We start from the raw sequence: 13251 nt of genomic DNA, 5'->3' as shown, positions 1-13251 counted from the left end.
ATCATGGAAGCGCACGAGAAGGGCTACTTCACTGAGGAAACCTCCGTCGAGGTCGTCACAGGTCGCAATGCCAACGCCGGGGACGATCGTCTCAAGCAGGTGATGGAGGTCATCACCCGCAAGCTGCACGAGGCGGTCAAGGAACTGGAGCCGACCCAGGACGAGTGGATGGAGGCGATCCTCTTCCTCACCCGCACCGGCCAGATGTGCAACGAATGGCGGCAGGAATTCATCCTGCTATCAGACGTGCTCGGCGTCTCGATGCTGGTCGATGCGGTCAACAACCGCAAACCCTCGGGCGCCTCGGAAAGCACGGTCCTCGGCCCCTTCCATGTGGCCGACGCACCCGAGCTGCCGATGGGCGCCAATATCTGCCTGGATTCCAAGGGCGAGGACATGGTCATCGAAGGCCGCATCCTCGACACCGAAGGCAAGCCGATCGCCGATGCCGTGATCGATGTCTGGCAGGCCAATGACGAGGGCTTTTACGATGTCCAGCAGAAGGGCATCCAGCCCGATTTCAACCTGCGCGGCATCTTCCGCACCGGGCCGGACGGACACTACTGGTTCCGGGCGGTGAAGCCGAAATTCTACCCGATCCCCGATGACGGCCCGGTCGGCCAGTTGCTCGGCAAGCTCGGCCGCCATCCCTACCGCCCGGCGCATCTGCACTACATCATCAAGGCAGAGGGATACGAGACGCTCGTCACGCATATCTTCGATCCCGATGATCCCTACATCCATTCTGATGCTGTCTTCGGCGTCAAGGAGAGCTTGCTCGCGAAATTCGATCGTCGCAAGGATGCAAAGCGCGCCGCGGATTACGGCTTCACGGAAGAGTTCTGGGAAGTGAAGCACGACTTCGTGCTGGTGCGCAGCCAGGCTTGATCATCAAGCCTGGTCCGTCACTCCTTGAGGCCTCGACTGCGACAGGCTGTTGAACACCAAGTCGAGATGGGCTTCCATGTAAGCCTGCAGATCCACGCGGCGCTTGCTGTCGTGGATCAGCAAGTCCATCATCAGGGACAGGATGGGCGAAACGACAATATCGGCGTTCGCCGCCGGGGCCTTGCGAAACTCGCCAGCCACGATCCCCTCATCGAGAATGAGCTGCGTGCGCTGAATGAGCGGCTCTATAACCTCTGCAAAATGTGCATCGATCACGTCTCGGAACCGGCTCCCCTCGGCGATCACGAAGCGGAGCAGTTCGCGGCACCGCCTGTCCTGAGCAACGCGTTGATAGGCGAGCATAAGCAGGGACCGCAGGCGCTGTTCATGGGAACCCTTCAGCTCCCCAGCCTCTTTCAACAGATCTTCGAGCGGCACGGAGATGTGCCGGATCATGGCGGCGAACAAATCCTCCTTCGTCGGAAAGTAGACATAGATGGTCCCTTTCGTGACCCCGATCCGGTCCGCAATGTCCTCCACACGCGCGGCGCTGAAGCCGTTCGCAACAAATTCGTCAAAGGCTGCATCTAGGATCTGGATCGGCCGCAGCGCTTTCTGCTCGACTCTGGTGAGTTTGCGCGCATTCGTCATTCAAACACCCTCATCGGAATAGTCAAAATTCAATTCATTGACTTTCTAGTCATTCAATGATAGCGCTTCGGCTCCTTAGTTCAAGAGGCGATCATGCACCGGCTCAATTCCCTGTTCCTTGTGACCTGCTGCTGCACGGCCCTCGCCGCCTGTGCTCCCGCAGATGAGGCCACTCAGAAGGCTCCTCGGCTTGTCGAGACGGTAACGGTCGCGACAGAGCCATGGTCCGAAACGGTTTCCAGCACCGGTGAGATCCAGGCCCGTGTGCAATCCGAGCTGTCGTTCCGGGTCAGTGGACGGATCACGGAGCGCCTGGCGGATGTGGGCGACCGGGTGGAAGCGGGGCAGGTTCTTGCACGCATCGACGCAGAAGAACAGCAGGCCGACGTCCAGGTTGCTCAGGCCACCTTGCAATCGGCAGAGGCACAGCAGACGCAGGCGCAGCAGGCGCTCGACCGCCAGAACAGCCTCTTCACCACGGGCGTCAGCACGCAGGCCGCCCTGGACGAGGCACGCGAAGCGCTGCTGCGGGCGAATGCAACGGTTGCTTCTGCGCAAGCGCAACTGGATACGGCACGCGACACGCTGGCACAGACAGAGCTGAAAGCTGACGCCGACGGCATCATCACCGCGCGCAATGCTGAAGTAGGGCAAGTCGCACAGGCTGCCCAGGTGGTCTTCACGCTGGCCCAGGACGGGCCGCGCGACGCCGTCTTCAACATCGACGAATCCCTGCTTCTCGGCATGGGCCGGGAGTTCGAGCCGAAGGTCGAGATCGAGCCCTTGAGCGGTGGCGCGCCCATGGCTGGCACGCTTCGAGAAGTCTCTCCAACGATCGACAGGAGCACAGGCACCATAAGGATCAAGTTCGCGGTTGAAGAAGGAGCGACCCCTGGCCTCGGAAGCCCGGTGATTGCCATCGCTCGTTACAAGCCGGAGCCGACGATCAGACTGCCCTGGTCTGCCATCACTTCAGACGGCGGCCAACCCGCCCTCTGGGTGGTCGACCCGCAAAGCGCAAAGGTCTCTCTCCGACCAATCGAGGTTCAAACCTACGGCAGCGGATACTTTGCGGTGCGCTCTGGCGTGACGCCGGGAGAGATTGTCGTGACCAACGGCACCAAATTCATCAGCGAGGGCGAAGTCGTGGCACTGAAGGAAGCCGGTCAATGAAAACACTAGCCAAGCTCGCCATACTACTTCTCGCCGGCACGACCCTCGCGGCATGCCAGGAGGAAGAAAACAGCCCGCAACTGCCACCCCGTCCGGTGCTCTCTGTTGTCGCCCAGCCCGAGCCCTCCTTGAGCCTTTCTCTTTCAGGCACGGTGGAGGCACGCGTTGAGACCGAATTCGGTTTCCGCATTCTCGGACGCATCGTCGCGCGCAATGTCCACACCGGCGATCTGGTCAAGAAGGGTGACGTTCTCGCAGCCCTGGATCCGCTCGCCCTCGAGCTGGCCGTCAAGAGCGCGCAGTCCGACCTCGCCAACAGCGAGGCACAGCTTGCGAACGCCATCACCACCGAGCAGCGCCAGAAGACCCTCTTCGAAAGACAGTCGGGCGCGAAAGCCGCCTATGAGACGGCGGAACTGGAGCGCAAGACGGCTGAGGCCGCCGTCGCCAAGGCAAAGGCCAATCTCAGCAAGGCGCAAGAACAGTTGGGATATTCCCGCCTCGTGGCAGAATTCGACGGCGTGGTCACCTCGACATCAGCAGAAATCGGCCAGGTGGTTGCGGCAGGTCAGGCGATCGCCACGGTGGCTCGTCCGGAAGTGCGCGACGCCGTCATCGACGTTCCCGAAGCAATTGGCGCAAACCTGAAACCCGGTGCCCCGTTCGAGGTTGCCTTGCAACTTGATCCGACGGTGCGCGCACAGGCGATTGTCCGCGAAATCGCTCCGCAGGCCGATGCGATCACGCGCACCTATCGCACGAAACTGGCACTGATCGATCCGCCGGAGGTCATGCGGCTTGGTTCCGTCATCACTGCCACCAGCAGCGATCGCAGCACACCCGTCATTCGCCTGCCTGGCTCGGCAATCAAGACCGGCGAGGGAGGCACCCTCGTCTGGATTGTCGATGAGACCTCAAGCACGGTCACCTCGCGCACCGTGACCATCGACGGAGACCCGTCGTCCGGCGGCAGCGTCGCCGTCATTTCGGGCGTCGAAGCCGGTGATCGCGTCGTCACCGCAGGCGTCAACAGTCTTGAAGAAGGCCAGACCATCCGCGTCGATCAGGAGATGACCAAGTGAAATCCTTCAACCTCTCGGATTGGGCGCTCGAGCACCGTTCTCTCGTCTGGTATTTTATGCTGATCTTCGTGGTGGCAGGGACCCTGTCCTACATCAATCTCGGCCGCGAGGAAGATCCCGCGTTTACGATCAAGACCATGATCATCAACGCCCAATGGCCCGGCGCCTCCGCAGAGGAGGTGACGCTGCAGGTAACGGACCGGATCGAAAAGAAGCTGCAGGAACTGGACGCTCTCGATTACACCCGCAGCGTCACCAAGGCCGGCCAGACCACCATTTTTGTCGAGCTTCTGTCCTCGACGAAGGCCAGCGAGGTCACGGACAACTGGGTGCGCGTCCGCAACATGGTGAACGACATCAAGGGTGAGCTCCCAAGCGGTGTTCTCGGCCCCTTCTTCAACGATAACTTCGGCGACGTCTACGGCAACATCTATGCCTTTACCTCGGACGGCCTGAGCCAGCGTCAGATGCGGGACCTCGTGGAAGACGCGAGAGCCAAGCTCCTGACCGTGCCGAATGTCGGCAAGATCGACGTCATCGGCGCGCAGGATGAGGTGATCTATCTGGAATTCTCAACCCGGAAGATCGCAGCGCTTGGCATCGATCAACAATCCATTCTGGAGACGCTACAGGCACAGAATGCGGTGACGCAGTCCGGCGTCGTCGAGGCCGGCGCTGAACGCATCGCGCTGCGCGTCAGCGGCCAGTTCACCTCTGAGGAAAGCCTGAAGTCGATCAATCTGAGGGTCAACGACCGCTTCTTCCCGCTCACCGATATCGCGACCATCAAGCGCGGTTATGTCGACCCGCCGTCATCCCTCTTCCGTTTCAAGGGCAAACCGGCAATCGGTCTCGCCATCGGCATGAAGACGGGCGCAAACCTCCTGACTTTCGGAGAACAGCTTGACGCCGAACTCGACCGTGTCGTCGTGGACCTGCCGATCGGCGTGACCGTGGAGCGCGTGTCGGATCAGCCCGCTGTCGTCGAAGAAGCGGTCTCCGGCTTCACCAAAGCCCTCTTCGAGGCGATCGTGATTGTTCTGGCGATCAGCTTCATAAGCCTAGGCGTTCGCGCGGGATTGGTGGTTGCAATCTCCATTCCGCTGGTGCTCGCGATTACCTTCGTCTTCATGGAATATACCGGCATATCCCTGCAGCGCATCTCGCTCGGCGCTCTGATCATTGCCCTCGGCCTCCTGGTCGACGACGCCATGATCGCGGTCGAAATGATGGTCTCGCGGCTGGAAGCGGGCGACACGCTGCGCAGTGCCGCCACCCACGTCTACACCTCCACCGCCTTCCCGATGCTGACGGGCACCCTGGTCACGGTCGCCGGCTTCATTCCGATCGGTTTGAACAACAGCGCCGCCGGTGAATTCACCTTCACCCTGTTCGTGGTGATCGCTGTCTCGCTGATCGTCTCCTGGGTGGTTGCCGTGCTGTTCACGCCGCTGCTCGGCGTGACGATCCTGCCGAAAACCATGAAGTCCCACCACGAGACCAAGGGACGCTTTGCCACGATCTTCGCCTCGCTGCTCGGTCTTGCCATGCGCTGGCGCTGGGTCACGATCGTCGCCACGGTCGCGGTCTTCGCCATGTCTGTCGGTGGATTGGGTCTGGTCCAGCAGCAATTCTTCCCGGCATCGGACCGCGTCGAACTGATCGTCGACTGGGAACTTCCGCAAAACAGCACGATTGCCGAAACCAACCGGCAGATCTCGCAATTCGAGCAGGACAAGCTGGTCGGCAACCCCGATATCGATCACTGGTCGACCTATGTCGGCGAGGGAGCACCGCGCTTCATCCTCTCCTATGACGTCTCCACCCCTGCCACCTGGATGGGTCAGGTCGTCATCGTCACCAAGGATCTCGAAGCGAGAAACCGGCTGCGCGCCGATCTGCAGGACTACCTGTCGAAGACATTTCCGGGCACCGACGCCTTTGTGAAGCTGCTCGACATCGGTCCTCCGGTCGGTAAGCCCGTGCAGTACCGCGTCTCGGGACCCGACATCCAGACGGTTCGCAAGCTCGCACGCGAGTTCGGCGGCGTCATCGGCAGCCACCCCCTGCTGAGCAACATGACCTTCGACTGGAACGAACCATCGCGCGTCGTCAAGGTTGACGTCCTCCAGGACAAGGCACGACAACTTGGTATTTCCTCCAGCGATATCGCAACCGGCCTCAACGGGATAGTAGAGGGCTCGACGGCAACCAAGGTCAGGGACGACATCTACCTCGTCGACGTCATCGGCCGCGCGCAGGATTCCGAACGGGGCGCCATCGAAACCTTGAAGAACCTGCAGCTCCCCAGCGCCAGCGGGAATTCCGTGCCGCTGTCGGCGGTTGCGAAGTTCCGCTATGAAGTCGAACAGCCGATGATTGCCCGCCGCGATCGGATCCCCACCATCACCGTGAAAGCGGCCGTGATCGGATCCACCCAGCCGGCAACCATCGTCGAGGACCTGAAGCCCGAGGTGGACGCCTTCACCAAGACAATGCCGGTCGGCTACACGGTGGAAATCGGTGGTTCGGTCGAGTCGAGTGCCGAATCGCAAGGCCCGATCGTTGCGGTGGCGCCACTGATGCTCTTTGCCATGGCAACCATCCTGATGATCCAGCTTCAGAGCTTCAGCCGACTGTTCCTCGTCTTCGCGGTCGCTCCGCTAGCCTTGATCGGCGTCGTGGCCGCGCTGCTGCTCAGCAACGCGCCGATGGGCTTCGTCGCCATCCTTGGCATCCTCGCGCTGGTCGGTATTTTGATCCGAAACTCGGTCATTCTGGTCGTCCAGATCGAACAACTGAGAAGCGAAGGAATGTCGCCCTGGCGCGCCGTCGTCGAAGCAACCGAGCACCGCATGCGCCCGATCATGCTGACTGCTGCCGCAGCCACATTGGCCCTCATCCCGATCTCTCGCGAGGTCTTCTGGGGCCCGATGGCCTACGCCATGATGGGCGGCATCGTGGTCGGCACCGTTCTCACCCTGCTCTTCCTGCCAGCCCTTTACGTGGCCTGGTTCAGGATCCCGCGCGAGGAGGAGGCATGAGCGAGCTGTGCGTTGCCGCCCTCTACCCCTTCAATCCCGTCGCAGCGATGCTGGAGATGAAGGCGCGCTGCAGGAAGAGGTAGAAGACGAGCACCGGGACCGTGATGATCGACAGATAGGCCATCACTTCGCCCCAGGCGACGTTGAGCTGGAAGAAATACTGAAGAAAAGCAGGATCGGCGCGAGGAAGATGCTGTCCGCATTGAGGAAGTGAGTAAGCTAAAACTTACGCTTAGCTGACGTCTCAGATAGCCGCTCAGACCGCAGTCGCTCCGCACACTGGAGCATGTAGGCCTCGGCAAAGGCCATGTGATCGGCAGCAATCGCGCGCGCGTCATCCGCCCGCCCGTCCTTCAGCGCAGCCATCAGCCGGTACTGATAGGACAGGCCCTCTTCCCGCGAGCCGGGCGAAGGGTCTGCATAGATCTGCCGCGCAAGCGGCAGTTCGCGCAGGAGATTGTGCATCAACCCACAGAGAAAGCCGAGCAGAGGATTGGGGCTGAACTGCGCAAGCAGGGAATGGAAGTCGAGCTCCGCGACACGCTGGCGATACTGCTCTTCCCGGTCAACCGGAGGATGGTCATAGATCCGGATGGTCCGTTCGAGCAGCGCGAGCTGTTCTGCCGAAACGTGCCCGGCAAGGAGTGCAGCCACCTCAGGCTCCAGCGCCTTGCGAATGGCGTAGATATCGGAAAGGGTCGGTGGGCTGAAGAAGAAATGGGTGGAGAGGAGTTCCATTGCATGCTGCGCGGACGGCGCGGCAACAAAAGCTCCGCCGCCCGGACCGCTGCGCGTGAAGATGAGGCCCTGCGTTTCCAGCGCCTTCATGGCTTCGCGCACGGTCCCCTTGGCCGCCTTGAAACGATCGATCAACTCCCGCTCCTGTGGCAGGCGATCACCGGGCGCGAGCTTCTGTGATCGGATGAAATCCTTCATCAGATCGGCGATGGCTTCGGGGCGCCGCTTGGGCTTGCCGGCCGGCGTGAAAAGGCGCTTGCCGTCCTCGGCCCGTTTATCCGCCTTTTCGCTCATGTCGGTCATCGTCGGTCAGTCTCTCCGGATGCGAGGAGCACTCGCTACAAGCTGCCGTGTATAATCATGTTCAGGATCGGCAAAAAGCCTCGCCGCGGGTGCCGTCTCGACGATTTCACCGAAATGCATGACGGCAACCCGATCCGAGATTGCCTCGACCACGGCGAGGTCGTGACTTATGAAGAGATAGGACAGGCCGAAGCGCTGCTTCAGATCGCTCAGAAGCAGCAAGACCTGCGCCTGAACGCCGACATCAAGCGCGCTGACCGGCTCGTCGAATACGAGGATTTCCGCCTCTGCCGCCAGTGCCCGCGCAATGGCGATCCGCTGTGCCTGACCACCGGAAAACTCGTGCGGATACCGTGACAGCGTGTTTTCCGGCATCTGCACGGCATCGAGAAGCTCCCGCATCCGCGCGCGTCGCCTGGAGGCTTCATAGCCACAAAGAAGCTTGAGCGGCGTCTCCAGGATGTTGCCGATCGTCTTGCGTGGATTGAGGGAGGCGACCGGATCCTGGAAGACATACTGGATCGTCTTGCCAAAAGCGCGCGGCCCCTCCCGACGCAGCGCGTCTGCATCCTTGCCGCCGATCAGCATGCTGCCCGACGTCGGCGTCTCAAGCCCGACGAGCATGCGCGCAAGCGTGCTCTTGCCCGATCCACTCTCACCGACGACCGCAAGCGTTTCCCCGCGTGCGAGGTCAAGCGAAACGGATTTGACCGCCCTGATCTCATGGCGCTCTTTGCCGAACAGGCTTCGCCCGCCACCGAAAGATTTGGTCAGTTCGCGGACCTGAAGTGCATGACCTGTCATGACACCTCCGTTTTCTGTCGAGGAAAGATCTTGGCGACCCGGTCGAGAAATGCCACGCCTGTGCCAAGCTCGGGTACGCAGGCGATCAGGCGCTTGGTGTAATCGTGCTGAGGGTTGGCGAGCACCGCGCGTGTCTCCCCCGTCTCGACGATTTCGCCATCCTTCATGACCGCCACGCGGTCGCAGATCTCCGAGACCACACCAAAGTCATGGGTGATAAAGAGAAGGGCCATGCCGCGTTCGCGTTGCAGATCCCGCAGGAGCTCGAGAATCCGCGCCTGAACGGTGACGTCGAGCGCGGTGGTCGGTTCATCTGCGATGATGACATCAGGATCGTTGGCGAGTGCCATGGCGATCCCGATGCGCTGCCGCTGACCGCCGGACAGCTGGTGCGGATAATGCTTCGCCCGTTCCCTTGGATCAGGTATTCCCACCTTCTCCAGGAGCGCGATCGCCTTCTCGCGGCGTTCGGACGCCCCGAGCGACTGGTGCGCAGCAATCGCCTCTTCGACCTGCCGCCCCACGGGATACATCGGATGCAGAGTTGTCAGCGGATCCTGGAAGACATAGGCAACGCGGCTGCCGCGCAGGGAGATCAACCGTGTTTGCGGGATCGAAAGAACGTCTTCGTCACCGACATAGATCGCCCCGTTGCGAATGACGCCGGGTGGCGAGGCGACCAGTCCCATGACGGACAGAGCCGTGACACTCTTGCCAGATCCGCTCTCGCCGATCAGACCGAGACACTCGCCTCGCTTCACATGGAGAGAGACCCCGTTCACGGCAGGAGAGATCTCAGAACCGTTGCGGAAAACTGTCTCCAAGCCTTCGATGCAAACGACCGCATCGCTCTGCGAGCGAGCCGGGATCGAGCGATCGGCTGCGACTTCCGTCACGGGTCCGGGACGCGCGAGCGCGCCGGAACGGAGCCGCGGATCGAGGATGTCGCGAATGCCGTCGCCCAGCACGTTCAGGCTGATGACGATGAGGAAAATCATCACGCCAGGCACGATCGAGACATGCGGTGCGGTGAAGAGCTGCGCCCTGCCCTCGCCCAGCATCGACCCGAGATCGGCCTGCGGCGGCTGTGCGCCGAGGCCGAGAAAGCTCAAGCCCGCCGTCTCCAGGATCATCCAGCCGGCCGTTGTCGACATGGTGATGACGATGACGGGCGCAACATTCGGCAGCACCTCGGTGAACATCACAGAAAGGTGCCCCTTGCCGGAGAGGCGCGCCGCGTCGACGAATTCCCGATGGGCGTAGCCGAGCGTCACGCCGCGCACGTTACGTGCAAAGAAGGGGATGTTGACGATGGCGATCGCATAAAGCGCGTTCATCAGGCCCGGACCCAAAGCGGCGACGATCGCCAGCGCAAGCAGGATGTATGGAAATGCCATCAACATATCGATGCCGCGCATGATGGCATTGTCGGTGCGCCCGCCGACATAGCCGGCGACGATGCCGATGGCGGACCCGAGAAGCGCCGCGATGAGCGTCGCCGTGAAGCCGACCGTCACTGAGAGGCGCGTCCCCCAGAGGAGCCGGCTCAAGATGTCGCGTCCAAGCTGGTCCGTGCCCAACAGATGGCCGGCACTGAAGACCGGCTTCAGTCTGTCCGCCGGCGCAGTGGCATCAGGGTCCGGCAAGGGCAGGACCGGGACGAGCAGGATCAGAACGGCGATCAGACCGATCAGCAGGAGACCTGCTGCCGCTAAGCGATTGTTGAGAAGAAGGCGCCAGGAGGTGATCCGACCGGAAGCGGCGGAAGGCGCGGATGTCTCTGAAACTGGAGTCACGTGCGTATCCTTGGGTCGAGCATGGATTGCAGCACATCGGCCACGAGGTTGAAGAGCACGTAGCTTGTCGCGACCACGAGGACGCCGCCTTGGACGAGCAGGATGTCACGGCTGGCGATTGCCTTGACCAGCATGGCGCCGATTCCGGGCCACTGGAACACCGTCTCGATGTAGACGGCGCCCCCGAGCACGAAGCCGGATTGGATGCCGATAACAGGGATGATGCTGACCAGAGCAGCCCGGAAGGCATGGCCATAGATCACCCGCCGTTCGGCGAGGCCCTTGGCGCGGGCCGTGCGCACATAGTCCTGCCGAAGAACCTCCAGCATGGCGGCCCGTGTCAGTCGCGCGATGACCCCGGCAGCAACGACGGCAAGCGTCACGGCAGGAAGAATGAGATGCAGGAGAAGATCCTGAAGGTCGCCACCACCATAGACAGCATACATGCCGGAGGCAGGCAGCATGCGCCAATGGACGGCAAAGAGGTAGATCAGCAGGAGCCCGAGCCAGAAGGAGGGCATTGAGATGCCAGCGAGCACGAAGAAGGTGATTGCCCGATCCGCCCAGCCGAACTGCCTGACAGCGGAGACGACACCGGCAATGAGGCCGATGACCGTGCAGAGGACGAGTGCGACACCGGCGAGAACCAATGTCGCCCCGAAGCGGTCGAGCACTTCGTCCAGCACGGGACGGTTCAAGGCATAGGACCTGCCGAAGTCACCCTGCAGGACATTGCTCATCCAGATCAGGTATTGCTGGACCAGCGGCTTGTCGAGCCCGAGCTCCCGGTTGATGCGCTCGGCATTGTCCGGCGTCGCATAGGCGCCAAGAATGGCTGTCGCCGTATCGCCGGGGATCAGCGCCATCACCAGAAACACGATGATGGAGAGCCCGAAGAGCACGGGCACGAGTGCTGCCAGGCGTTTGAGAATATACCCCGTCACATTCACCTCCGAAAGGTATTTGGCTGGCGCAGACGACCTTGGATCATCTGCACCGGCACTAGGAGGATTACTGCTTGGTCACGCCATGCAGGTTGAGGAGGAAGGACGGCTGCAGCTTGAAGCCCTGGACCGCCGCAGTCGTCACCGCATTCTGCTTCCAGTTGGCAACGAAGAGCCAGGGAGCATCGTCATGGACGATCTCCTGAACCTGGGCGTAAAGCTTGCCGCGTTCCGCCTGATCCGTGGAGGTGCGGGCTTTCTCCAGCAAAGCATCGACCTCGGGGTTCGAATAGTAGCCCGAGTTGAAACCGCCCTGGTCCGGCATCGCGTCGCTGCGCAGCGTCAGATACGGCACGGTGTCGGGATCATTGGTCATCCAGGCCATCTCGGCTATGTCGGCCTGTCCGTCGAGACCCTGATTGACCCGACCAAGGAAGGTATTCCACTCGTAGGTCTCGATCTTCACGTCGAAGCCGACAGCCTGGAGATCAGCCTGGATCGCCGCCCCCATAGTCACCGGGTCGAGCATGCCCGAGCCACCCTCGGTCACGTAGAAGGTGACCTCTGGCTTCTCGACGCCTGCTTCGGCCAGCAGTGCCTTGGCCTTTTCAGGATCATGGGCATAGGGAGAGACGGAGCTTTCGACCCAGTTGAAGGCCGGCGGAATGGGACCGGCCGCAACGGTCGCGGTGCCCTGCAGTACATTGTCGACAAGGGTCTGCTTATTGACGGCGTAGTTGGCGGCCTGGCGAACACGCTTGTCGGCGAAGGGACCACTCTTGGTGTTGAGAATACCGAACCAGACATGCGGGCCCGCCTGTTCGGCAACGCTAAATGCGGCATCCTGCTTGAAGGTGGCCAGATTGTCCGGCGGCACCTCGACCATCACGTCGATCCCGCCGGCCATCATTTCCGCCACGCGCGTATTGGCATCGGTGATCGGACGAAACACGACGGCCTCAAGACCGGCGGCCCCGCCCCAATAGTCCGGGTTCGCCTCGATCACGACCCGCTGGTTCGACTGCCACTCAACGAACTTGAACGGGCCGGTGCCCGAGGGATTGCGCCCATAGTCCTTGCCATGCTGCTCGACCGAGGCCGGAGACACGATCAGACCCGTTGGATAGGCAAGGTTCGAGAGAAACGGGGCAAACGCCTCCTTCAGCTTGAATTCGACCGTGAGCGGATCAATCACGTTGACGGAGTCCACCGACGCGAAGTTGAACGACAGCGGGAAAGGACCCGTGTCGTAGAAGGGATGATCTTCCTTCAGCATGCGGTCGAAATTGAACTTCACGGCCTCGGCGTTGAAGTCCGAGCCCTCGTGGAATTTCACGCCCTCGCGCAGCTTGAATGTGTAGGTCTTCCCGTCTTCGGAGATGTCCCAGCTTTCCGCCAGAGCCGGCTCAACCTCAAGCGTGCCATCCTTGAACCGCACCAAACCGTCATAGATGTTGACGAGGATCCGGAAGTCGTTGGTCGCCGTGACCGTATGGGGATCGAGCGACTTGGGTTCGGCGATCTGCCCGACGACAAGCACATTAGGCGGCGTTTGCGCCGCAACCTGTCCCGCGCCTGCAAGGAGTGAAACGAGCCCGACAGCCGCGAGGGCATTCCGGAACAGCCTCTTCATGGGAAAGTCCTTTCGATTTGGCATATCTCAGAAGACTATTTATAATGATAAATTACATACACGCAATGATTTATCATTATTCGATTTGCGTGATGGGAAATCTCAGGCGATAACGGGGACCGCGCGCCGATAGTTTTCAGGCGTTCGATCTCCTGCATGAAGGTTGAAATGCGAAGATGGGCCCCTCCTCGCTAC

10 protein-coding genes are annotated in these 13251 nt (G+C 61.3%); 4 read left to right on the top strand and 6 right to left on the bottom strand.

Annotation, left to right across the window (positions count from 1 at the left end):
• Positions 1 to 3 precede the first annotated feature (3 nt).
• On the top strand, positions 4 to 888 hold the full coding sequence (locus FAA86_RS00105; protein ID WP_136537824.1) for an intradiol ring-cleavage dioxygenase: 885 nt from the start codon (positions 4 to 6) through the stop codon (positions 886 to 888).
• 3 nt (positions 889 to 891) lie between these two features.
• Here the strand turns inward: FAA86_RS00105 and FAA86_RS00100 are convergent, their stop codons facing one another.
• Positions 892 to 1539 carry a TetR/AcrR family transcriptional regulator gene (locus FAA86_RS00100; protein ID WP_136537823.1) on the bottom strand — a complete coding sequence of 216 codons (648 nt, stop codon included), beginning with the start codon at positions 1537 to 1539 and terminating at the stop codon, positions 892 to 894.
• Between the two features lie 93 nt (positions 1540 to 1632).
• On the opposite strand from FAA86_RS00100, the gene FAA86_RS00095 reads away from it, so the two are divergent.
• Genes FAA86_RS00095 through FAA86_RS00085 form a run of 3 tightly spaced genes read left to right on the top strand, consistent with a single transcriptional unit; the run spans position 1633 to position 6838 of the window.
• A complete protein-coding gene (locus FAA86_RS00095; RefSeq protein WP_136537822.1) occupies positions 1633 to 2712 on the top strand; it encodes an efflux RND transporter periplasmic adaptor subunit in 1080 nt (359 codons plus the stop codon).
• Positions 2709 to 3794 carry an efflux RND transporter periplasmic adaptor subunit gene (locus FAA86_RS00090; protein ID WP_136537821.1) on the top strand — a complete coding sequence of 362 codons (1086 nt, stop codon included), beginning with the start codon at positions 2709 to 2711 and terminating at the stop codon, positions 3792 to 3794. The genes FAA86_RS00095 and FAA86_RS00090 overlap by 4 nt, the downstream gene beginning before the upstream one ends.
• Positions 3791 to 6838 carry an efflux RND transporter permease subunit gene (locus tag FAA86_RS00085; protein ID WP_136537820.1) on the top strand — a complete coding sequence of 1016 codons (3048 nt, stop codon included), beginning with the start codon at positions 3791 to 3793 and terminating at the stop codon, positions 6836 to 6838. The genes FAA86_RS00090 and FAA86_RS00085 overlap by 4 nt, the downstream gene beginning before the upstream one ends.
• A 219-nt stretch (positions 6839 to 7057) precedes the next feature.
• On the opposite strand, the gene FAA86_RS00075 is transcribed toward FAA86_RS00085, so the two are convergent.
• The 5 genes from FAA86_RS00075 to FAA86_RS00055 form a co-directional block, all read right to left on the bottom strand.
• Entirely contained in the window at positions 7058 to 7870 is an 813-nt protein-coding gene (locus tag FAA86_RS00075; RefSeq protein WP_167494864.1) for a FadR/GntR family transcriptional regulator, read from the bottom strand.
• Between the two features lie 15 nt (positions 7871 to 7885).
• Positions 7886 to 8683, bottom strand: a complete 798-nt coding sequence (locus tag FAA86_RS00070; RefSeq protein ID WP_136537818.1) for an ATP-binding cassette domain-containing protein — start codon at positions 8681 to 8683, stop codon at positions 7886 to 7888.
• Positions 8680 to 10479: a dipeptide/oligopeptide/nickel ABC transporter permease/ATP-binding protein gene (locus tag FAA86_RS00065; protein ID WP_136537817.1), complete on the bottom strand. Its 1800-nt coding sequence runs from the start codon at positions 10477 to 10479 to the stop codon at positions 8680 to 8682. Before FAA86_RS00065 ends, FAA86_RS00070 begins: the two co-directional genes overlap by 4 nt.
• The gene (locus FAA86_RS00060) at positions 10476 to 11423 is read right to left on the bottom strand and encodes an ABC transporter permease (RefSeq protein ID WP_136537816.1); all 948 of its coding nucleotides are present in this window, start codon (positions 11421 to 11423) and stop codon (positions 10476 to 10478) included. Before FAA86_RS00060 ends, FAA86_RS00065 begins: the two co-directional genes overlap by 4 nt.
• Positions 11424 to 11490: 67 nt before the next feature.
• Entirely contained in the window at positions 11491 to 13056 is a 1566-nt protein-coding gene (locus FAA86_RS00055) for an ABC transporter substrate-binding protein (RefSeq protein WP_136537815.1), read from the bottom strand.
• Positions 13057 to 13251 lie beyond the last annotated feature (195 nt).

It is taken from the genome of Rhizobium rosettiformans W3, assembly GCF_004912135.1.
In the GTDB taxonomy this organism is placed as follows: domain Bacteria; phylum Pseudomonadota; class Alphaproteobacteria; order Rhizobiales; family Rhizobiaceae; genus Allorhizobium; species Allorhizobium rosettiformans.
The sequence above is the reverse complement of the archived record's forward strand: the minus strand, read 5'-3'. Positions and strand labels throughout refer to the sequence as shown.

Coding starts and splice junctions, on each gene's coding strand:
- FAA86_RS00105 (WP_136537824.1), top strand. CDS start 4: ATGGAAGCGCACGAGAAGGGCTACTTCACTGAGGAAACCTCCGTCGAG.
- FAA86_RS00090 (WP_136537821.1), top strand. CDS start 2,709: ATGAAAACACTAGCCAAGCTCGCCATACTACTTCTCGCCGGCACGACC.
- FAA86_RS00055 (WP_136537815.1), bottom strand. CDS start 13,056: ATGAAGAGGCTGTTCCGGAATGCCCTCGCGGCTGTCGGGCTCGTTTCA.
- FAA86_RS00095 (WP_136537822.1), top strand. CDS start 1,633: ATGCACCGGCTCAATTCCCTGTTCCTTGTGACCTGCTGCTGCACGGCC.
- FAA86_RS00075 (WP_167494864.1), bottom strand. CDS start 7,870: ATGAGCGAAAAGGCGGATAAACGGGCCGAGGACGGCAAGCGCCTTTTC.
- FAA86_RS00070 (WP_136537818.1), bottom strand. CDS start 8,683: ATGACAGGTCATGCACTTCAGGTCCGCGAACTGACCAAATCTTTCGGT.
- FAA86_RS00100 (WP_136537823.1), bottom strand. CDS start 1,539: ATGACGAATGCGCGCAAACTCACCAGAGTCGAGCAGAAAGCGCTGCGG.